The 19,503-nt window shown below is 64.2% G+C and carries 23 protein-coding genes; 6 read left to right on the top strand and 17 right to left on the bottom strand.

Annotation, left to right across the window (positions count from 1 at the left end; genetic code table 11):
• Window positions 1-28 precede the first annotated feature (28 nt).
• Together SOM10_RS09280 and SOM10_RS09285 are read right to left on the bottom strand one after the other, a co-directional pair.
• Complete coding sequence (locus tag SOM10_RS09280) at window positions 29-352, bottom strand: heavy-metal-associated domain-containing protein (RefSeq protein WP_017201932.1); 324 nt, start codon at window positions 350-352, stop codon at window positions 29-31.
• A 32-nt stretch (window positions 353-384) separates the two neighbouring features.
• Complete coding sequence (locus tag SOM10_RS09285; RefSeq protein ID WP_026049679.1) at window positions 385-666, bottom strand: metal-sensitive transcriptional regulator; 282 nt, start codon at window positions 664-666, stop codon at window positions 385-387.
• 161 nt (window positions 667-827) lie between these two features.
• On the opposite strand from SOM10_RS09285, the gene SOM10_RS09290 reads away from it, so the two are divergent.
• Window positions 828-1,394 carry a TlpA family protein disulfide reductase gene (locus SOM10_RS09290; RefSeq protein ID WP_029273828.1) on the top strand — a complete coding sequence of 189 codons (567 nt, stop codon included), beginning with the start codon at window positions 828-830 and terminating at the stop codon, window positions 1,392-1,394.
• Window positions 1,391-2,152 carry a cytochrome c biogenesis CcdA family protein gene (locus SOM10_RS09295; RefSeq protein WP_029264089.1) on the top strand — a complete coding sequence of 254 codons (762 nt, stop codon included), beginning with the start codon at window positions 1,391-1,393 and terminating at the stop codon, window positions 2,150-2,152. The genes SOM10_RS09290 and SOM10_RS09295 overlap by 4 nt, the downstream gene beginning before the upstream one ends.
• 97 nt (window positions 2,153-2,249) lie before the next feature.
• Here SOM10_RS09295 and SOM10_RS09300 read toward each other — a convergent pair whose 3' ends face one another.
• The 14 genes from SOM10_RS09300 to SOM10_RS09365 all read right to left on the bottom strand — a co-directional run bounded on the left by SOM10_RS09300 (window position 2,250) and on the right by SOM10_RS09365 (window position 15,153).
• Entirely contained in the window at window positions 2,250-3,605 is a 1,356-nt protein-coding gene (locus tag SOM10_RS09300; RefSeq protein WP_029264090.1) for a peptidoglycan DD-metalloendopeptidase family protein, read from the bottom strand.
• A 193-nt stretch (window positions 3,606-3,798) separates the two neighbouring features.
• Window positions 3,799-4,482 (bottom strand): copper resistance CopC family protein, encoded by a 684-nt coding sequence (locus SOM10_RS09305; RefSeq protein WP_051662385.1) that lies wholly within the window; start codon window positions 4,480-4,482, stop codon window positions 3,799-3,801.
• Window positions 4,479-6,377, bottom strand: a complete 1,899-nt coding sequence (locus SOM10_RS09310; protein WP_320489578.1) for a cytochrome c oxidase assembly protein — start codon at window positions 6,375-6,377, stop codon at window positions 4,479-4,481. The genes SOM10_RS09305 and SOM10_RS09310 overlap by 4 nt, the downstream gene beginning before the upstream one ends.
• The gene (locus SOM10_RS09315; RefSeq protein ID WP_036304312.1) at window positions 6,374-6,889 is read right to left on the bottom strand and encodes a DUF3515 family protein; all 516 of its coding nucleotides are present in this window, start codon (window positions 6,887-6,889) and stop codon (window positions 6,374-6,376) included. Before SOM10_RS09315 ends, SOM10_RS09310 begins: the two co-directional genes overlap by 4 nt.
• On the bottom strand, window positions 6,874-8,475 hold the full coding sequence (gene lnt, locus SOM10_RS09320; RefSeq protein ID WP_197021087.1) for an apolipoprotein N-acyltransferase: 1,602 nt from the start codon (window positions 8,473-8,475) through the stop codon (window positions 6,874-6,876). Before lnt ends, SOM10_RS09315 begins: the two co-directional genes overlap by 16 nt.
• Window positions 8,459-9,409, bottom strand: a complete 951-nt coding sequence (locus SOM10_RS09325) for a cytochrome c oxidase assembly protein (protein WP_017201925.1) — start codon at window positions 9,407-9,409, stop codon at window positions 8,459-8,461. Before SOM10_RS09325 ends, lnt begins: the two co-directional genes overlap by 17 nt.
• A gap of 25 nt (window positions 9,410-9,434) precedes the next feature.
• A complete protein-coding gene (locus SOM10_RS09330) occupies window positions 9,435-9,770 on the bottom strand; it encodes a DUF6804 family protein (protein WP_017201924.1) in 336 nt (111 codons plus the stop codon).
• Entirely contained in the window at window positions 9,767-10,279 is a 513-nt protein-coding gene (gene lspA / locus SOM10_RS09335) for a signal peptidase II (protein ID WP_263971446.1), read from the bottom strand. Before lspA ends, SOM10_RS09330 begins: the two co-directional genes overlap by 4 nt.
• Window positions 10,280-10,298: 19 nt before the next feature.
• Window positions 10,299-11,003, bottom strand: a complete 705-nt coding sequence (locus tag SOM10_RS09340) for a copper resistance CopC family protein (protein WP_136025674.1) — start codon at window positions 11,001-11,003, stop codon at window positions 10,299-10,301.
• Window positions 10,960-11,874, bottom strand: coding sequence for a cation diffusion facilitator family transporter (locus tag SOM10_RS09345; RefSeq protein WP_017201921.1), 915 nt, complete (start codon window positions 11,872-11,874; stop codon window positions 10,960-10,962). The genes SOM10_RS09340 and SOM10_RS09345 overlap by 44 nt, the downstream gene beginning before the upstream one ends.
• Before the next feature lie 9 nt (window positions 11,875-11,883).
• The gene (locus SOM10_RS09350; protein WP_320489579.1) at window positions 11,884-12,873 is read right to left on the bottom strand and encodes an NAD(P)/FAD-dependent oxidoreductase; all 990 of its coding nucleotides are present in this window, start codon (window positions 12,871-12,873) and stop codon (window positions 11,884-11,886) included.
• Window positions 12,870-13,535, bottom strand: a complete 666-nt coding sequence (locus SOM10_RS09355; protein WP_017201919.1) for a DsbA family protein — start codon at window positions 13,533-13,535, stop codon at window positions 12,870-12,872. Before SOM10_RS09355 ends, SOM10_RS09350 begins: the two co-directional genes overlap by 4 nt.
• Window positions 13,536-13,606: 71 nt before the next feature.
• Window positions 13,607-14,080 (bottom strand): hypothetical protein, encoded by a 474-nt coding sequence (locus SOM10_RS09360; RefSeq protein ID WP_136025676.1) that lies wholly within the window; start codon window positions 14,078-14,080, stop codon window positions 13,607-13,609.
• A gap of 116 nt (window positions 14,081-14,196) precedes the next feature.
• Window positions 14,197-15,153 carry an acyltransferase family protein gene (locus tag SOM10_RS09365; RefSeq protein ID WP_017201918.1) on the bottom strand — a complete coding sequence of 319 codons (957 nt, stop codon included), beginning with the start codon at window positions 15,151-15,153 and terminating at the stop codon, window positions 14,197-14,199.
• A 129-nt stretch (window positions 15,154-15,282) separates the two neighbouring features.
• Here SOM10_RS09365 and cmtR point away from each other — a divergent pair, with 129 nt between their 5' ends.
• The 4 genes from cmtR to SOM10_RS09385 are packed head-to-tail and all read left to right on the top strand — an operon-like array spanning window position 15,283 to window position 18,687.
• A complete protein-coding gene (gene cmtR / locus SOM10_RS09370; RefSeq protein WP_017201917.1) occupies window positions 15,283-15,642 on the top strand; it encodes a Cd(II)/Pb(II)-sensing metalloregulatory transcriptional regulator CmtR in 360 nt (119 codons plus the stop codon).
• Window positions 15,639-17,549 carry a heavy metal translocating P-type ATPase gene (locus tag SOM10_RS09375; RefSeq protein ID WP_040568236.1) on the top strand — a complete coding sequence of 637 codons (1,911 nt, stop codon included), beginning with the start codon at window positions 15,639-15,641 and terminating at the stop codon, window positions 17,547-17,549. The genes cmtR and SOM10_RS09375 overlap by 4 nt, the downstream gene beginning before the upstream one ends.
• Complete coding sequence (locus SOM10_RS09380) at window positions 17,549-18,157, top strand: cadmium resistance transporter (RefSeq protein WP_320489580.1); 609 nt, start codon at window positions 17,549-17,551, stop codon at window positions 18,155-18,157. The genes SOM10_RS09375 and SOM10_RS09380 overlap by 1 nt, the downstream gene beginning before the upstream one ends.
• The gene (locus tag SOM10_RS09385) at window positions 18,154-18,687 is read left to right on the top strand and encodes a signal peptidase II (protein WP_320489581.1); all 534 of its coding nucleotides are present in this window, start codon (window positions 18,154-18,156) and stop codon (window positions 18,685-18,687) included. Before SOM10_RS09380 ends, SOM10_RS09385 begins: the two co-directional genes overlap by 4 nt.
• Window positions 18,688-18,915: 228 nt before the next feature.
• Here the strand turns inward: SOM10_RS09385 and SOM10_RS09390 are convergent, their stop codons facing one another.
• The gene (locus SOM10_RS09390) at window positions 18,916-19,227 is read right to left on the bottom strand and encodes a hypothetical protein (protein ID WP_029153956.1); all 312 of its coding nucleotides are present in this window, start codon (window positions 19,225-19,227) and stop codon (window positions 18,916-18,918) included.
• Window positions 19,228-19,503: the final 276 nt, after the last annotated feature.

Consider the following 19,503-nt stretch of genomic DNA (forward strand, 5'->3'; position numbering starts at 1 on the left):
GATCAGCCGGGCGCAAACGGATAGCGACTCAGATCGGGGAGGTCGCGAGGGTGTAGCCGGCCTCTTCAACCGCAGCCCGTACAGCCGTGGGATCGATAGGGGCGGCGCTGTGGACAATCACGCGGGATGCCCCGCCGGCATTCAGGTCGACCGTGACACCGTCGACACCATCGATGGCGTTCAGCTCATCGCTGACGCTGGAGGCGCAATGCGAGCATGTCATCCCCGCAACCAAGATCTCGGCCGAGACCGGGGCCGCGACAGGCGCGGATGCGTCAACGGATGAAGGGGCAGCGCAGCATGCGCACCCCGCATTCGCGTCCTTCAAGCCGAGTTCGATGCGATCAGTCATGATGTGCTCCTTCGAGTAGACAGACGTAGTAGTTATGAACGGACGAGACGAGCGATCGCTTCGTTGGCCTCGCGGACCTTCGCCGCAGCCACCTCGCCTCCCTCAGCACTTGCCTGAGCGACACAATGAGCGAGATGGTCACTGAGTAGCGACAACGCCACCGTCTCGAGGGCCTTCGTCGCCGCAGACACCTGCGTCAAGATATCGATGCAGTACTTGTCCTCATCAACCATTCGTGCGATACCTCGCACCTGACCCTCTACCCGGCTCAACCGCTTACGCAGATCAGCCTTGTTGCTCTCGTAGCCGTTCACTCCCAAAAAGATACCCCCTAGGGGTATATAACACAATGCATGCGAGTCTATTCCCGGTCGGGAAGTGTCCGAGGCAAAGGTGACGCATAGGTGATCTGTGTAAGGTTCGAAATATGCGTCGAAGACCCCGCTTTCGTGCCGTTCGTGGCGCGGTCGGGGCCATGCTCGCTGTGTCCGTGATCGGGCTGACCGGGTGCGCGCCGGATCCGGTCAGCGATTCCTTCCTTAAGGGTGAGAACACCGGGTATGTGGCCGCCGACGGCGCGATTGTCGAGATCCCGGTGGCCGAGCGGAGCGAACCAGTCGTCTTCAGCGGCGTTACTGAAACTGGCGATGATTTCGACAGTGCCGACAACGCCGGCAAGGTCACGGTGGTCAACTTCTGGTACGCGGGGTGCGCGCCGTGCCGCGTGGAGGCGAAGGATCTCGAGAGCGTCTGGCGCGAGTACGGCGGCGAGGATGTAGCTTTCATCGGCATCAATACCCGCGACCAGGCTGACACTGCCCAGGCTTTCTCCGACGAGTTTGGCATCACCTACCCGAGCCTGATCGACGTGAACACGGCCGAGGCGAAACTCGCTTTCTCCGAGGTGGTGCCGATCCAGGCGACACCAACGACTCTCGTGCTCGACAAACAGGGACGCGTCGCCGCCCGCATCATCGGACCCATCGACGGCACCTCGATCCTCTCGACGCTCGTCAAGGACGCTCTGGCGGAGACACCATGAACGCCGACACCATCATCGGGTCCGGTGCGCTCTGGCTCGCAGTCCCCGTCGCGATGCTCGCCGGTCTCGTGTCGTTCCTGTCGCCCTGCGTACTCCCGCTGGTCCCCGGCTACCTCGGCTTCCTTGGTGGGGCGGTCGCGCCGGGCTCGAAGGGTGGCGCGACGAATGCAGTCGCGCCCCAGCGCCGTCAGCTCGTAGTCGGCGTACTGCTGTTCATCCTCGGATTCAGCGTCGTCTTCGTTCTCATCACCGCGCTGGGCGGCACGGCCGGCGTGTTCTTCCTACGCTGGGGCGACCTAGTCACACGCATCCTCGGAGTCGTCATCATCCTGATGGGGCTCGTCTTTCTCGGGTTGTTCAGTTTCGCCCAGCGGGAGGTTCGCTTCCACGTCGGCTCCCGGGCCGGAATCGCAGGGGCGCCGCTACTTGGAGTGGCACTCGGTATCGGCTGGGCACCGTGCATGGGTCCGACGCTTGCCGCGATCATCGCGCTTTCGTTCAATGCTGGCGACCCTGTCCGGGCCGGCTTCCTCGGCCTCGCGTATTCGCTCGGCCTCGGCATCCCGTTCCTGTTGGTCGCATTCGGGTTCGGTTGGGCGGCGAAGACAGCCGAGTTCCTCCGTCGTCACATCCGAGTGGTGAACGTCTGCGGCGGCATACTGCTGATCGTCCTCGGCCTCCTGATGGTGACAGGGCTGTGGACCGACATCATGTCGCGGCTGACGGCGGTGATGGGCAGCGTCATCCTCCCTCTTTGAGATCCCTAGCAAGGATGTCGCGAGTGACGACTGGAGCAGCCCTCTCTACCCGACTGCTCGTGTCGACGGCACCACTTCGTAATCCCGTGTCGGAGCTTTAGATATAGACGCCGCGGTCTTCCATGAATCGGACGGGGTTGGTGTAACCACCATTGATGTAGACCTCGAAATGCAGATGGCAGCCGAAGGAGCGTCCAGTGTCACCTGCGTAAGCGATGACCTGGCCGGAGTTGACCCATTGGCCTCGACCGACGACGATGCCTCCTGGTTTGATGTGGGCGTAGCCGGTGCTGACGCCTCCGCCGTGTTGGATTCGGACGTAGTTGCCGTAGTTACCGTTGGCGCCGGCGTAGTCCACGGTTCCGGAGTTGGCGGCGTAGATCGCGGCACCGCAGCCGTTGGCCATGTCCGCGCCGTAGTGGTAGCTCGAGGAGCAGCCCTGCGAGCCACAGATCGGGGTCCGAGGACCGTAGCTTGAGCTGCGGCCGCCTCCGTGGGGCCGGACCCAACCGCCACTTCCGGCGGAGCCTCCGCCGCCACCATTGCCGCCTCCGTTGGCTGCGGCTTCGGCGGCTTCGCGTTCGCGACGGGCTCTCTCTTCTGCCTCGCGGGCGGCCACACCCGCCTGATAGCCGGCGACCGTCTGCGTGGTGGTGTCTTTCAGCGCGGCGAGCTGCGCCTGCATCGTCTCGAGGTTCGCGGCTTGCTCGTCGAGCGCGGCCTGTGCGGCGTCGGCCGCTTCTTGTGCGGCAATCATCTTCTGCTCTGCGACCTGCTGCAGTCGGTCCCGTTCGTCGCGGGCGACCTTCGCCTGATCGGTCAGCGATTGGGCGGTATTGCGCGCCGAGATTGCGTCATCGTAGACCGATCGGTTGTACTCGAGCAGCTTGTCCATGGTGCCCAGGCGGGACAGGAGCTCATCGGCGTTGGCCGCGGAACCGGAGAAGAACAGTTGAAGTGCTGAATCGTCTCCACCGTTGCGGTACAGCTGTGCCGCAACTTGACCGGCCCTGCGCGCAGAGGTTTCGGCAATCGCTGATTGTTCGTCCGCCTGCGCCTGCAGGCTGTCCGCTTCCGTGATCGCAGCGAAGTATTCCTGCTGCGCCGCATAGAACGCGTCGGAGGCTGTATCGGCGGCAGCCTGAGTCTCGGCGACCTTTTGCGTCAGAGATTGGATCAGCCCTTCGATCCGAGTGATCTCGGACGCTTTGGCGGCTTCGTTGTTCTTGGCGCGTTGCACATCGTCCCAGCTCGGGTAGGACGCAGCGTACGCGGCTGAGACGCCGGAGCCGATACCGAAAGCAGCGAATGCGGCGACGCCGAGGGCGCCGAGCCCGAAAGCGCCACGTCGAGTAACACTCAGCTTCCAGAACGAGTCACGTTCGGCGGGCGTGGGTGCACACCCGCATTCTTCAGTCGCTTCCGTGGCCGCAGAGAAGCTTCGTTCGTTCACTGTGCCCTCTCCTTGAGCTCGGTTTCGTGGATTCTGCTGCCATGGGCGCGCAGATTGGCCATGCTCGCGTTGCCCGTCGTCTGGTCTATCGTCCGTTCGTGGGGGTCGAAGTCGCGCCGACTCGCCCGTGATCTCTGATCTGTGGCCCATATCTGACGCATCGAACTTGAGTTCGCCTGCCCTGACACGAAGCTCACGCTTTCGTATCCGTATGGACGTCGGCGCTCAACCTGTTGTGCTTTTTCTTCTTCACTTGCCGTACGACAACGGTGGCCGTGATCACCGCGGCACCTGTGACAGCCACGGCGATGATGAGCGGGATCGCGATCGAAGCCACCTCGTTCTCGCCTGCGGATGCCGCCGGGGGAGGGGTGTCCGCTGCTGGAGATTCGGTGGTTGGCGCGGCGGAGGGCGACGCCTTTGCCGGTTGGATCCGTGATTGTTCGTTCCCGCATGCTGGTTTGTCCCATCCCAGCCCTGGCTCGCTCCCGCTGGGAGCGTATGTGAACGCGAAGCTCTCGGATATGGGGTGACCGTCGCTGGAGACGGCGTTCCATAGCACGGTGTAGAGGCCCGCTTCTCCGAGTGCGACTGGGGTGGTGAGGATGTTGCGATCGATGGTGGAGCAGCTGGATTCGTAGAAGAGGCCGTCGGGTCCTTGCACTTGGGCGAAGCTGGCTTGGCTGAAGTCAATGAGTTCCCCGCTGAATGTGAGAGCGACATCGTCAAGTCGGGTGACGGTTTCGTCTGCCCCCGGCACGGTGTCCAGGAGATTGTCGTGCGCGAGAGCTGCGGGGGCCGGTGCGGCCACGATTCCCAGTGCGATGAGAGCAAGAAGGGTGCGGGCGAACCAGCGAGTGCGGTGGGTGGAGGTCACAGGCGTGGATCCTTTCGTACGGCGGGCACGGGGGTGCTACCGGCAGGTCGGTTGTTGCGTTTCGTGTGGAGGACGGAGAAGCCGGTGAGGATTGCGAGCGTTCCCGCGATCATCAAGGTGACGCCTCCGGCGAGGGCCTGATCCTGGAGGGGGGTGGGACCCCACGTCCGCCCCATGGCGCCAAACCACTCGGCGACGATGAGGTCGGAGCGCGTGCTAGTGGCGATGCCGAAGAAGGCGGCAAGGCCTGTGAGCGCAGTGAGTGAGGTCACACGCCACCGCCCCTCGGGCGTCGTGGACGCGTGAAGGGAGAGCGATCGTACGAAGAGGCACCCGGTGACGAGGAGTTGGCTGATCATCCATTCCCCTCCGAGCTGGTCGTAGAGCGACCATCGGAACAGGTCGGAGTAGTGGATGAACCACAGCGATGTAGCGAACAGGGACGCGGCGACGACGGGGCGCAGAGCGAACCGTGCCAGCGGGCTGTGGGCGACCCAGAGAAGCCATTCGCGCGGTCCTCGGCTTCCATCGTCCCGTGCATAGATGACCAAGGTTGCGAGCGTGATCGGCGCCGCGAAGACGAGGAGCAATGGGATGGCGAGGCTGAGGAGAGCGAAGGGGAGGAACCGCATACTGATGAGCGAGTCGTCGTAGGCGGCGAGCGGGCCACTGATCGTCCACAGAAGCGCCCCCATCCCCGCAATCCAGCTGATCGTCCGCCTGGCTGGCCACGGATTCCCGCGGCGCCGTGCGCGTCGGACGCCGACGAGGTAGAGGACGATTCCGAAACTGGCGACGAGCACCCAGAGGAGGTCGGGGCTCCACGCCGTGAACCATCTCTGCAGGGTGAGTTCGATCGGGACGGGTGCGTCGGTGAGGATCTCCGCGGCGGTGTTTTGCGGCGGCGTGATCGTATCGGCGGGGGCGGCGGTGCGGGCGAGGGCGGCGGCGGCACCGCTCGCGACACCCATGAAGCCGAGTTCGACGCTCACGATCATCCAGAAGGCGCCACGGCCCTCGTTGGCCTTTGCGATGAGTCGGCGGCGGTAGGCGGCACCGAGGACGCCCATGACCAAAAGCGCGCCGATCTTTGTGAAGAGGATGATGCCGTACGGTGAGGCCACGTCTTCCCACCGGCCGAGGGCAGTGAGCGCCCGCGCGAATCCCGAGACGGCGACGCCGATGAACGCGAAGAGTGCCACCGTCGAGTACCGGCGGAGCAGGTTCTCAAGTTCATGCGGAGAGCTGATGGGTCGCGCGGCGACGAGCAGGATGAGACCGCCGAGCCATATCGCTGCTGAAATGACGTGCAGGACGAGGGACATGACCGCGGGATCGTGGTTGGCGAGCTCACCCGAATGACCCTGGGTGGCCATGGGTATCAGGCTGATGATCGCGAGCACGGTCGTGAACAGCACCGCCCCATTGCTGCGAACAGCGAATGCGAGGACTGTCACGACCGAGGCGAGGATCACGGTGATAAGCCATGATCGTCCCAGCTCCGTGTCGAGAAGAAAGCGGCCCAATTGCGCACCGAACTCGGCGTTCAGGCTCACTTGCGGATTGAACGACGACAGGAAGGTGAGGAAAGCCACCACCCCGCTTGAGATGGTGAGGGTCGCGGCGCCGGCGGAGGCGATATCGAGCGCGACGGTGAACGGTTTCCCCCCTGAGGGGAGAGCGAACACCGCCAGCACCAGGGGCCCGAGCATTGCCGCACCGGAAAGATTGACGATCAGCTTCGCGGCCGGGAGTCCCCATCGCACGAGCGCTCCAGGGTCATTGGTGAGTCTTGGTGCAGCTCCTCCACCGATCGCGAGCCCGACCACCGCAGCGATGAGTGCGGCGACAACGAGAATCGTCGGACCAACAATCCGGAGAACAACGGGATTCATGGAGCGGTATCTCCCGTCTCATCGCCTACGACGTCTGGGTCTTCGGTCACAGGTGCCGTGCATTCACCGGTCTTGGGGAGCTGCTGGATCGCCCCGGCGAGAGATTCAAGAACCGCGTCTGCCGACAGGGTGGTGGTGTCCACGTACACCTGGGCAGCTGGCTCTCGGCCGTAGGTTGTGAGCCGCAGATTCGGGGTGTCCTCCTCGTCGACGATCCAATCGACGCCACCCAAGCTGACACATTGCAGCGTGGTGGGGGCCGGGGGCTCCGACCCGCAGGTGAGGAGCACGCTGCTGGGGGTGCCCCATGCTGCGGTGGCCTGAGCGTCCGTCCAGACGCGATCCTGGTCGCCTATCGAGTCCGGTAGTCGTACGGTGACCTCTGCGCACAGCGGGTCATTCGCGTTTGCTGCGGGCTCGAGGTGGACGGTGGGTGCGCAGCTGCTGAGTAGAAACAGTGCGCAGAGTGCCGCGACAGAGGTCAGAATCTTGAGTTTCACAACTTCATCCATCCGTCTTCCTGGGAGTGAGCATCCGACCGCCGCTGTCGGATCGACACGACGAGCAGCGCGAGTACGCTTCCGATACTGAGTGTCCAGCCGAGCCACGGCATCAGCACGACGGCGAGGGTCGTGCCGGTGCGGAGGGGGACCTCGGTGATCTTCGCCGCGGTCGTGTCCACCGCAACCTGAGCCAACACTTTTCCATCGCGGCCGATGACTTGACTGGTCCCGGTGGTGGAGACGTTGACGGCAGTTCTCCCTGTTTCGAGCGCGCGCATACGGGCGATGGCCAGCTGTTGGAGGTTCTCGTCGGTGCCTCTGAAGTCCGCGTTGTTGGTTTGAAACACGAACATCTGCGCACCAGAGGCCGCGCTTTGGTGGATGACGTCGTTGTAGATGACGTCGAAACAGATGGCCAGACCGATGGGCACATCGCCAACGTTCATGAGGGGTGTGTTGGAGCCGGGCGTGTACTCGCGTTGTATCAATCCGATGAGGTCGGGGGCGATGGCTTCGTAGAACCAACGGTCCGGGACGTATTCGCCGAAAGGGACGGGGTTGGCCTTGTCGTGGAGCTGCTGCGGCCCGGCGCTGGTCCACAGCATCGAGGTGTTGAACGTGTCGGCTCCGCGGGTGGTCGCCGCATTCACCAGTGCCGGAGCGCCGGCACCCTGCACGAGTCGATCAAGGCGGCCCGCGACGGCGACATCGCGCAGGGGATCGGCGTCGACGGCCCCTTCTGGCCAGACGAGAAGGTCCATCTCACGGTCCAGAAGAGGAGCGGTCGCTTCTTCCTGCGCGCGCAGGATGTCACCTGTTGTTTTGGTGTCGAAGTAGCCGCTGGGACCGTTGCCCTGCACCCATCCGACGCGCAACATTCCCGCTTGCTCAGTCGGGAACAGAGGGACGGCTATCGCGGCAACGACGATGACCGCCGCTGCTGCTGCTGGCTCCCATCGGCGGAGGATGAGGGCTTCCACAACGCTCGCGCAGACCAGGACTGTCAGGAAGGACAGCCCGGTGGTCCCAACCCAGGATGCGGCCTCCGCGAGCGGGCTCTCGGCGAGACTGAAACCGACGCGCGCCCATGGGAACCCGGTGTACGGCGTGCTACCCATCAGCGTTTCTCGCAGCACCCACACCCCGGCGACCAGCAGAGGGGTAATCGCGCGGTACCCGTATCCGGTCCGGGTGGTGGCTCGATAGGCGAGTGCGATCAGCACGCCGCCGGCACCGAACAGCAGAGCTTCCAAGCCAGCCAGCGCGACCCACGGGATAGGCCCCAGAAACCGTGACACCCATGCCAAGTGGGTGAAGTAGAAGGCCGCGCCGTAGACGAGGGAGATCAGGAACGCCCCGGGTAGAGAACGTCCGCGGAGCGTCCACAGCCCGATGGTTACGCTCACGAATGCTGCGGGCCACCACCCGTATGCGGGGTAGGCGAAATCCAGTATTCCTCCTGCGACGGCGGCCGCGATGATCGCTACGGAAAACGGCACCGCAACAGGCAGGCGCGCGTTGTGCTCTCTGGGGTTGCCGCGCCTCGATCGAACGAAAATGGGGGGTCCCACCAACGGGTCAGCGGTCACGGTCATGAGAGCTCAGATTTTTCAGATAGGCGTTGTACGTGTCGAGGTCGGCGTTCCCATGCACGTCGGCGTACCGGTCCGCCGCGGCAGCACGAGCGGTGTCGCTGCGGAACCAACGATGCATCACGTAGATCAACATCAGCACGGTCGGGGCTTCGCCGTAGGACCAGGCCAGAGCACCGGCTAGCTGCTGGTCAGCGAGGGGATCGATGCCTAGCGCCTCTGTGGGGGCGACGAACGAGCCGACCAGGATCGTGCTGGCCATCATGAGGAACACCCCGAAGAATGCGTGGAGCGCGGCTTCAGCAAACACATCCAGCGCACGGGCACCGTGACCCAACCTGACCGGCAGAGGATCGGAGGACAAGATGGGGATGGTGAACAGCATGCCGGCGAGGAGGAATCCGACCTCGAGCGCGACGTGACCCGTGGGGAGAGTGAGGATGGAATCGGCAGCACCCGCAAGGTAGATGCCGTAGAACGCGAACAGGTAGAGCGGCACAGTGGCCCACGGGCTAAGTACCCATCTCGCGGCCGGGCTTCGAAGAGCACTGTGGGCCGCTGTGAGGACTACCCGTCCCGCTCCGTGATGCGGTGTTGCTCGCAGAAGAAGGGTTCCGGGTGAGCCGAGGACCAGTAGCGGCGGCACCATCATCATCAGAGTGAGCTGCTGGAACATGAAAACGGACACCAGCGCCTGGCCATACGTTTCAACGCCCAGGCCAGTGACCGCCGCGAGGAGAACGCACCCGAGAAGGAAGCTGACCGTCCGCCACACGGGCCAACGACGCCCGTGCGTCCACAATCGGATCGCTCCGACGAGATAAAGCGCAGCGAGGATCCCCGCGACGATGGGTAGCACCGGAAGAGGAATGTCGGCCGGTGCGAGGAACGTCTGCAGTGACGGGGGACTGTCCGGGATCTCGCCGCTCACACGCATGGTCGTGACGCGAAGCTCACGCCGCTCACTTCCGGATCACCTTGATCGTCGCACCCGCTGCCAAGAAGACCACGGCCGCGACGGGCTGTGCTGTGGTCCACACGACACCGGAGAAGGGGAACGGCATCACCGGATTCCAGAGCACGGCGATCGCGAGGAAAACCGGGATCCACCACCAGTGGCGTGCCTGCAGCGCAAACCACCCGACGATCAGCCCGAAAATCGAGGCGATGAAGAGGACGAGCGGTGCCCAGTTCGCCTGGAAGAGCGCCGGGGCCAGGAACAGGATCGCGGCGGCGACGAGGCTGGGGGCCAGGGCATTCCGCTGGTAAGTGGAGGGGACGCGTTCTTTGGGACTCATGGGTGAACCGTTTCTTCGGCGGGTACAGGGTCGACGGGATCGGGGCGGGACGCGGGGTCTGGCCGGCGACGGCTTGTGCGCAGACCCGCGACGATGAGGAATACGGCACCGATGCCGAGAGCGACATCGGCGAGGTTGCCGATGAACAGGTTCCCGTAGGCGAGGAAGTCGGTGACGTGCCCGATCCCGAACGCGGGCGGCGAGAATAAGCGATCGATGAGGTTTCCGATCGCACCGCCCACGATGAAACCGAAACCAACCGCCGACCAGACGTTCCGGGCTCGGATGGCGGCACCGATGAGGACCGCGGTGACAGCGACCCCGATGACGGTGATGACCCATGTGGAACCTTCCCCGAGCGAGAAGATCGCCCCGGGGTTGAAGGCCAGTTGAAGACCGAGCCAGTCACCAATCAGCGGTATACGCGCATCTTGCCGCAACGTGTTCAGAGCAAGAGTCTTGGTGCCTTGATCGATCAGGATGACGATGGCGGCGACGATGAGCATCACGGCCGACCGGCGGACTCGATCACGCATCGGCGTCGTTCTCCGTAGCTGCGGCATCCTTGGCGGCCTGTGCGCGGTCGCGCTGGTGACGCTGGCGCCCGGCCATAACCACTCCCACAACGCCGATCCCCAGAATCAGTGCTAGACCCGAGAGGAAGAACAGGGGCAGCAGTTCGAAAGCGCCGCCGCCGGATGCCGTGCCACCGTATGTTTGCGCGGGTCGGGCCGGTTCCGGCTCCTCGGTTGGGGAGGTTTCAGGGGTGGGGCTTGTGGTCGGAGTGCTGGGTTCCGTGGCCATCGCGGGCGTGACGGTGTAGACATACTCTCCGCTGATCGGGTGTCCGTCGGCGGAGACGGTCTTCCAGCGGACGGTGAAGATGCCGGTTGCGGCGTCCGGGGAGAGGTGTTGGGTGATCGAGTCACCGCTCACCGTCGGCGGGTCGACGGCGACGTTTGCTCCGCTTTCATCGATAACCTCGACGACCGTTGCGTCGTCACCACCGGTGAGGGTTCCGGTGAACATCAGAGAGATCTCGTCGGGGGATCCGTTGATGGTCGAGTCGGCGGTGGGGTACGACGAAACGAAGTCGTCATGAGCGGCGGCCGGAGATGCAGCCCCAAGTACGACGGATGCCGACAACAACAGGGTGGTGAGGACGGCAGTGGTGCGTGCCGAGAGGCGTTTATGCATGGGTGTCGTGCTCTCCGGGGTGGGATTCGGGTTCAATCTGGAAGGTGGAGTGTTCGATGCTCACGGCGAAATGTTCGCTGACGCATTGCTGAAGTGATGCCAGCAGTTCGGCGGAAGCTTCCATCGTGACGGTGTCATCGACCACAACATGGGCGGTGAGCGTGGGGAGGTCGGTCGAGACCTGGGTCGCGTGGAGGTCGTGCACCGCGACCACGTGCGGAAGGGCAAGGATGTGGCGGCGAACATCCTCGAGGTCGAGACCGGCAGGTGTGGACTCCAACAGGACCCGGCCGGATGCTCGCAACAGGATGAGGGTGCGGGGAATGATGAGTAGCGCGATTAAGACGCCCGCGACAGCGTCCGCCTGATACCAACCGAAAACGGCGATGAGGATGGCGCTGGCGATGACGCCGACGGAACCGAGGGCATCGTTGACGACCTCGAGGAACGCGGCGCGCATGTTGAGATTGCGCCCGCGGCCGCTGAACAATACGAGCATGGAGGCGATGTTGGCGACGAGACCGACGATGCCGAAGAACAGCAGACTTCCCGAAGCGATCTCCGGGGGCTCGAACAGCCGACGTACGCCTTCCACGAGCGCGAAGATGCCCACTCCGAGCAGCAGAGCTGCTTGAGCGAGTGCACCGAGCACCTCAGTGCGTTGAAGACCGAAGGTGTACTTGGGAGTCGGGGGACGGTTCATCAGATGCGCAGCGGTGACGGCCATCGCCAACCCGACGACATCGGTGAGCATGTGCGCCGCATCAACGAGCAGTGCGAGGCTGCCTGTGATGATTGCCCCGACTACTTCGATGATGAAGACCGAGGAGGTGATCGCGAACGCGATGACCAGGCGATTGCGGGGAGTGGCGTCACCGATACCGTGACTGTGCCCTGTTTCTGTCATGGTGCTCCTTTATGGCCGTCCGACGATTAGCCGGGCGACGGTCGCCGCTTCACGGCTCGCCCCAGCGAGGGTGTCAGCGTCCGCCCGGGAGTATCGCGGCATGCCAACAGTGAACAGTCCGGGGATGCGTGCACTGACGTGTAATGGCTGCCCGGGGGGCTCCGAATCGGGCAGCCATCCGTCTGCCGGCTCGTACCCGGTCGCGAGGATCAGGGATTGCGGCTTCATGGACGCCCCATCGGCGAACATCACGGTGTCTCCGTTGACCCCCGTTACGGCGGCGGCATGAGTGACGTCTGTCGAAGCTGCGCGGGGGCGTGCCTCGGACATCGGACCCTTACGTCGCAGCCTTGACCAGATGGGCCGCTCTGATGCCCGTGGTGGTTCCGCTCGAGTCGCGAGGGTGACGTCGTGGGAGGACGTGAGTTCTTCAGCAATCTCCACTCCGCTGTATCCGCCGCCAACGATCAACACGCGGCCGGGGGGTATCTGCGCGGGGTCGAGGTACTGGCTGGAATGCAGCACAACACCGGGCACTGCCAGTTCCTGGCGCCACCCCGGTATGCGCGGCACGGCGGCAGCTCCCGTTGCACAGACCACATTTCGTGTTTGCACTTCCCCGGCGGAGGTCGACAGATGCAGCGTGGATCCGTCGCCCAACCGGTTGACTCCAAGAGCTCGTGTGCTCCACACGGTCTTCACACCGATGGCTTTCTCCACCGAAGACAGATAGTCGGACATCTCATCCGCACTCGGATGACGATCTTCATCGCCCGGGAAAGGGAACCCGCGGACGACACTGTGGCGTGCCGCACTGCGCAGTTTCATCGACTGCCACCGTGTGGCCCAGCTTCGTTGACCGGGGGGTGCAGAATCGATGATCGCGAAGTCTTTCTGTGGCTCAAGCCCGGAGGACCTGAGCGCGGCGGCTGTCGCCAATCCGGAATGCCCGGCGCCAACGATGATGACGCGACGGTGCGATAGCGAACGCGCCATCATTCAGCACCGTTCACCGCGGCTTCAATGCTGTCCTCCAGGTCGGTCCACGTTTCCAGCACGACAGGCTCTCCATCGATGAAGAACGAGGGGGTACTGCTGACACCGAGCTGCTCACCCTCGTCGAGATCGAACTGGACCCGTTCTGCTGTCGCCGGATCAGCGACCGCATCATCGAACGCGGCCATGTCCAATCCGAGTTCCTCCGCAAACCCCCGGAACAGGTCCGCACGAGACTCTTGAGCCTCACCCCATTGAGGCTGCGTCTCGAACAGGCGGTGATACATGTCTTCCAGCCGCCCCTGCTGCGCTGCGGCTTCGGCAGCGATTGCGGCGTTCTTCGAGTTGAGGTGACCAGGCAGCGGGAAGTAGCGGATCACGTACGTGATCTCGCCATCGAACTTGCCGCGGAGATCCTCGACGAGGGGATAAAACGCACCGCAGGCCTCGCACTCGAAATCGAGGAATTCGACAACCGTCACCGCCCCTTCCCCTCCGTCATCGAGGACATGCGAGTTCTCACGGACGACCTGTGGACCGTCAGCGGTCCCCGTCTCGGGTGCGGCAGCTCGATTCTGATTGACAAGGACGAAGACCAGCGCGACGACCAGCAACACCACGGCGAGAGCAACGGTGACAAGTACCGCTTTCACGGAAGATTTCATAGACACTCCAAACACACACAACGAACGAGGGCGACCAGTGGAGCGCCATCGAAGAGATGGCGCCGCCAGAGTCAGGTCCGCGACAGAGAAAGCTGTGTGAGAGAAGGAGGCAATGCGAACAGGCGCCCCGTCATGGCCGCCAGTGATGGTGCGCGCGGCAAACGTTCGCGAATGTGAGAACCGGGGACGTGCCGGCGGAAGGTCCGCGTGACGATGAGCACCAAGAAGCAGCAGATGATACCCAAGAGGCACCCGGCAACACCGATCACGATGTCGTTTGCGGTATCCCCGGTCACGAATTGTTCGGCGGTCGCGCCGACAACGCTTTCACCGGAACCAGCGGAGTCCTGGCCGACAGAAGGCGTCCCTAGTGACGACGAGGATGTCGTGCTCAGATACGGAGTCGTATCTGTCACGTCACGATGGCCGCCCGGCCATGCTCCGACAACGAGAAGAAGCGCCAGCCCGAGGGCTGTAATGATCTTCGTTATCAGGAACTCGTCGGCTCGGCTAACGCATTTGTGAGCGCGACCGTGGACGACCATGACCTCAGGATGATACCAGCCCCACCAATCAAGTCTTCTTGCGAACCCGTGAGCCACGCGCCCGTTCTACGGGCGAAGCGAGAAAGCCTTGGGACGTCGTCCGCTGAGCCAGCCCATCACCCATCAACTGGACCAGTTCCAACAAACCGCCACCACACCCAACCCGCCCCGATCATGCCCGGAACGATCACCAGCCATCCCAAGTAGAAGTTCTCGGCAGGGCGGCCATACGCGTTACTCCAGAGTGCGATGAGACCGCCGTGCAGCAAGTACAGGGACAACGCCACCTGACCGCACGCGCACAGGGGAACAAAGACAGCACCCCAAAAACGCTCTGCATGCTCCCGCCTCACCGTAGCCCCCAGCACAACGCAGACGTAGACGGCGAACACCAAGCCAATATCCCTCAGAGAGTCCAGGTAGTCCCCCGATAACACCGTGCCGAAGCGCTGCCCGAAACCCCAGGCAAGATACGCCAACAGCGCCACAGCCGCCATGATCCACAACAAGCGATCGCGTTTCAAGCCGTGACGGATCAACAGGGCACCGATGAGGAACACCGGCAACAGGTTGACCACCCGATACTGAGGGCCCAGGAACATCCAGGTCGTGACCTCACGCACGGGCGGCGGCGCGGTGTAGACCCAAATCCAGGTGCGTGCGACGCTCAGCAATGGCTGACTGGCCAGGACAAGGACCGCTGTCGCGGCGATCACGACCGAGCTGCGCAGGAGTAGAAGGGGCGCGCCGAGGATGATGAGCAGCCCGAGATAGCTCAGGATGACCGCCAGCCAGGAGCCCCACGTGGCCATCCACACACCCAGGACGATGAGGAACAGGCCACGCAGAGCCTGTTGCAGCAACGTCACCCCCGCAGCGCCGCCGCGTCTCCACACAAGCTCCGCCGACATGCCCATGACGAGTGCGAAGAGCGGCGACGCGACACTACTGAAGTTCGCCGTGACGAATTGCACCGCCCACGGTGCGTTCGGCACGAACGGAGCAGCGTGCGCGATGAGCATCGCGACAATCGCGAACCCGCGGAGCGCGTCCGGAACCAGAAGACGGCTCATGTCAGAGACGCGTCGAGCTCGCCTGTGCATTCTGGGCGGCAGCGTTCTTTCGGGCTCGAAGACCATGCCCTGAGGGCATTGGCTTGACCGCATAGGAAATAGGTCAGCGGAGACTGTATAGTTCAGCTTATGCTGACCATTGCTTCTCGTCTCGACGTCATGAACCGGCTCGGCCGCGCCATGGCTGATCCTACGCGTTCTCGGATTCTCATGACTCTGCTCGGTGGCCCGAGCTACCCCGCAGTCCTGTCCCGTGAGCTAGAGCTGACGCGCTCCAACGTGTCGAACCATCTCACCTGCCTGCGTGACTGCGGGATCGTTGTCGCCGAGCCTGAGGGCCGGCAAACCCGCTACGAGATCGCCGACCCTCATCTCGCCGCGGCCCTCCTCGCGCTTGTGGATGTGACGCTGGCTGTGGACGAGCACGCGCCGTGTGTGGACTCGGCCTGCACGGTGCCGGGCTGCTGCGGAGCAGGGGCTGACGCGTGAGCGCGGCGTGCGGCTGCGAGCACGAGTCCGCCGCCCCGGCGGGAGAGGAACACGAAGAGGCTGAGCGGCCGTGGTGGAGGGACCGCGGGATCATGGTGCCGGTCCTTTCCGGCGTTGCGTTCCTCGTCGGCCTGATCCTCGAGTGGTCCGGCCTCGAGATTCCGGCGCTCGTGCTGTTCTGGGCCGGTCTGCTGCTGGGTGCGTCGACGTTCACGCCTGGCGCGATACGAAAGCTGTTCAAGGGCAAGCTCGGCATCGGACTGCTGATGACCATCAGCGCCATCGGTGCAGTCGTCCTCGGATACGTCGAGGAGGCCGCGGCTCTGGCGTTCCTGTACTCGATCGCTGAGGCGCTCGAAGACAAGGCGATGGACCGGGCCCGCGGGGGGCTACGGGCGCTCCTGAAGCTCGTCCCGGAAACAGCGACCGTGCTGCAGGGCGGCAACGCTGTGCAGGTGCAAGCGAGAGAGCTTATGGTCGGTCAGGTCATGGTGGTCCGCCCGGGCGAGCGGATCGCAACGGATGGGATCGTCCGCTCCGGTCGCTCCAGCCTGGACACCTCGGCGATCACTGGGGAGTCGATCCCGGTCGAGGTCCAGCCTGGCGATGTTGTGTCGGCCGGCGCGATCAACAGCGCCGGCGCGCTGGAGGTCGAAACGACGGCTGCGGGCACCGACAACTCGCTCACCACGATCGTCGAACTGGTAGAGAAAGCACAGACCGAGAAGGGCGAGCGTGCTCGTCTCGCGGACAGGATCGCCCGCCCGCTGGTGCCCGGCGTGCTGATCCTCGCAGCGCTTGTCGCGATCATCGGTTCGCTGCTGGGCGACCCCGAGGTGTGGATCACCCGCGCGCTCGTCGTGCTCGTCGCGGCCTCCCCGTGTGCGCTGGCGATCTCGGTGCCGCTGACGGTCGTCGCTGCGATCGGTGCGGCGAGCAAGTTCGGTGTGATCATCAAGTCCGGCGCCGTTTTCGAGCGCTTCGGGACGGTCCGGCACGTCGCCGTCGACAAGACCGGAACCCTCACCCGCAACGAGCCCGTGGTCACCGCCGTGCTCACCACGAACGGTGTAACCGAGGTCCAGGCGTTGGCGTGGGCGGCTGCCCTGGAGCAGCACAGCACACATCCTCTTGCCTCAGCAATCACCGCCGCAGCCTCGGGGACACCGGCAGCTGCAGATGTGACCGAGCAGGCCGGCCACGGTATTGACGGCACCGTCGACGGATCGAGAATCACCGTCGGCAGTCCCCGCTGGCTGGACGCCGGCGACCTCGTCGAGCGGGTCGCAACGCTGGAAGAGCAGGGCATGACCGTCGTCATCGTGCACCGCGACGGGTCACCGGTCGCCGCGATCGGCGTCCGTGACGAGCTGCGCCCTGAAGTCTCTGACGTAGTCCGGACACTCACCGGCCAGGGCGTCGGCGTGACGATGCTCACCGGCGACAACGCCCGGACCGCTCGTGCTCTGGCTGCGCAGGCCGGGATCAGCGCCGTGCGAGCGGAGCTGCGCCCGGAGGACAAGGCGACCGCGATCGCAGAACTGTCGAAGGCAGGACCGGTCGCGATGATCGGCGACGGCATCAACGATGCCCCGGCCCTCGCTAGCGCAGACGTCGGCATCGCGATGGGCGCGACAGGCTCCGACGCAGCGATCGAATCCGCCGACGTGGCCTTCACCGGCCATGATCTGCGCCTCATCCCGCGGGCGTTCGATCACGCCCGGCGCGGTCGACGGATCATCAACCAGAACATCATCCTGTCGCTGCTGATCATCACCGCCCTGCTCCCGCTCGCGCTCTTCGGCGTCCTGGGGCTCGCGGCTGTCGTCCTGGTCCACGAGGTCGCGGAGGTCATCGTGATCCTCAACGGCCTGCGTGCCGCCCGCACGCCACGACTGGAAAGCTGATGCTCGCCACCATCGGTTCAGCGATCGGCCTTTTTGCGGCGACGAACATCGACGACATCGTCGTGCTCACCGTGCTGTTCCTCGCCTCCAGTCGAGGGAAACCCCGCCCGTGGCAGATCATCGCAGGCCAGTATCTCGGGTTCATCACCCTGGTCGTGATCAGTGTGATAACCGCGCTCGGGCTCACGATCGTTCCGGACGAATGGGTCGGGTTCCTGGGTCTGATCCCGCTCGGCATCGGCGTGTGGACGCTCATTCGCGGCTTGCGCCGCAACGGCGACAATGACGACGACGACTCCAAGATCACCGCGGTCGGACTATGGGGCGTCGCAGGGATCACGATCGCCAACGGGGCCGACAATATCTCCCTCTACACGCCAATCTTCCGCACCAGCACCCCAGTCGACGTCGCGATCATGATCGTCGTGTTCCTCATCCTCGTCGCGGTCTGGTGCGCGGCCGGCCGGCTGATCGGCACCAACAAGGCTGTTACCGAGGGGCTGGAGCGCGTCGAGCACTGGCTCGTACCGGCCGTGTTCATCGGCCTGGGCCTGTTCATCCTGATCGAATCTGGGGTCATCGTCCGTCTGATCGAGGTGCTCGCATGACCTCCTCCCAGTCAGAGGCTCATCCGCCCGCTGCGCGCAAGCTGTCGTCGACCCGGCGGCGGCAGCTCACTGGTGGAGCGCTCTTGATCGCCGTGGTCGTCGTGCTGATCGATCAGGGAACCAAGGTGTGGGCCGAAGCGACCCTCACCGACCGTGAGCGCATCCCGCTGATCGGTGACCTGCTGGGTTTGCAGCTCGTCTATAACCCCGGAGCGGCATTCTCCTTCGGGGAAGGCTTCACCTGGGTGTTCGCGCTGCTCGCTGTCGCCGCCACGGTCACAGCGATCGTGTTCGCGTTCCGAGTGCAACGCGTGAGATGGGCGATCGTCATCGGCGCGCTCGGCGGCGCTTCCGCCTCACACGCAGGCGACCGCCTTTTCCGGGACCCCGGATTCGCCCGTGGTCACGTCGTGGACTTCCTCGCCTACGGAAACTGGTTCATCGGCAACATCGCCGACATCGTAATCTTCGCCGCAGCGATCACCGGAGCAGTTTTCATGATCCGCGCCGGGGATGAGAGCACCGAGTGAGATCCGTTGTGCGGTGGTGGGACACCCATCAACTCGCCCTCTACATCGGCGCGATCGCCGTGGGCAGCCGTTGAGTGAGTTCACGCTTAGGCAGGCGGGCGGTCGCGATGTAGGCGCAGAGCCACCCACCAGCCGCATCGTCGACAGATGAAAGCGCGATCGTCTCCGAGTGCGTGCAGCTTCTTGCGTGGCAGATGTCGCCCGCAGCACGTGCACGCAACGTCCTCGTCAGTCGCCATGAGCGGAGAGCGCCTCTCGAATCTGTTCAACCGTTGGCATCCCGGCCAGCCCAGCAGGGGTGCTGTAAATACGGCAGGCGAGGTCATTGCTTCGCCCCGACCCCGGAAAGAGATCGTTGCCATCCAGGGTGATCGTGGGGGAGCCCGCGAACGAGACTGCGCCCGCGTCCTCCTCCGTCCGGATGAGTCGGTAGTGAACCTCCGATTCGTCGTGGCCTGTTTCTCGTAGCGCCTCAGAAACACGACGGCCAGCCTCAACCCAGCTGGGGCAACCGGCGATATAAAGCAGCTCAATCTCCACGACTCAATCATCCTCGACTTCGCTGTTGATGTCGTGCCCGGGCTACCACCGAAAACGATCGTTTGCGGCCGGGCACCCGTGGTGGTGCTGGGGAAGTGCGACACGCCGAGCGTCGCCCCGCCGTAACCCCCTGCCGAAACGTTAGGGCGCCGAAACGGGTGGTGTATGGGTTTCGGCGCAGGTTCTGCCGACCGCCAACCATCCGTATTCGGGGTCTGGATGTGCGCGCGTTTTGACCGTCGTCCTGCATGAGTCGGCCTGACGATCTGACTTTCC

It is taken from the genome of Microbacterium sp. CFBP9023, from assembly GCF_034045055.1.
GTDB lineage: Bacteria > Actinomycetota > Actinomycetes > Actinomycetales > Microbacteriaceae > Microbacterium.

Coding starts and splice junctions, on each gene's coding strand:
- SOM10_RS09330 (WP_017201924.1), bottom strand. CDS start 9,770: ATGAGTCCCAAAGAACGCGTCCCCTCCACTTACCAGCGGAATGCCCTG.
- SOM10_RS09385 (WP_320489581.1), top strand. CDS start 18,154: ATGACCTCCTCCCAGTCAGAGGCTCATCCGCCCGCTGCGCGCAAGCTG.
- SOM10_RS09355 (WP_017201919.1), bottom strand. CDS start 13,535: ATGAAATCTTCCGTGAAAGCGGTACTTGTCACCGTTGCTCTCGCCGTG.
- SOM10_RS09365 (WP_017201918.1), bottom strand. CDS start 15,153: ATGAGCCGTCTTCTGGTTCCGGACGCGCTCCGCGGGTTCGCGATTGTC.
- SOM10_RS09350 (WP_320489579.1), bottom strand. CDS start 12,873: ATGATGGCGCGTTCGCTATCGCACCGTCGCGTCATCATCGTTGGCGCC.
- SOM10_RS09290 (WP_029273828.1), top strand. CDS start 828: ATGCTCGCTGTGTCCGTGATCGGGCTGACCGGGTGCGCGCCGGATCCG.
- SOM10_RS09295 (WP_029264089.1), top strand. CDS start 1,391: ATGAACGCCGACACCATCATCGGGTCCGGTGCGCTCTGGCTCGCAGTC.
- SOM10_RS09380 (WP_320489580.1), top strand. CDS start 17,549: ATGCTCGCCACCATCGGTTCAGCGATCGGCCTTTTTGCGGCGACGAAC.
- SOM10_RS09315 (WP_036304312.1), bottom strand. CDS start 6,889: ATGGATGAAGTTGTGAAACTCAAGATTCTGACCTCTGTCGCGGCACTC.
- SOM10_RS09280 (WP_017201932.1), bottom strand. CDS start 352: ATGACTGATCGCATCGAACTCGGCTTGAAGGACGCGAATGCGGGGTGC.
- cmtR (WP_017201917.1), top strand. CDS start 15,283: ATGCTGACCATTGCTTCTCGTCTCGACGTCATGAACCGGCTCGGCCGC.
- lnt (WP_197021087.1), bottom strand. CDS start 8,475: ATGACCGTGACCGCTGACCCGTTGGTGGGACCCCCCATTTTCGTTCGA.
- SOM10_RS09325 (WP_017201925.1), bottom strand. CDS start 9,409: ATGCGTGTGAGCGGCGAGATCCCGGACAGTCCCCCGTCACTGCAGACG.
- SOM10_RS09310 (WP_320489578.1), bottom strand. CDS start 6,377: ATGAATCCCGTTGTTCTCCGGATTGTTGGTCCGACGATTCTCGTTGTC.
- SOM10_RS09345 (WP_017201921.1), bottom strand. CDS start 11,874: ATGACAGAAACAGGGCACAGTCACGGTATCGGTGACGCCACTCCCCGC.
- SOM10_RS09360 (WP_136025676.1), bottom strand. CDS start 14,080: ATGGTCGTCCACGGTCGCGCTCACAAATGCGTTAGCCGAGCCGACGAG.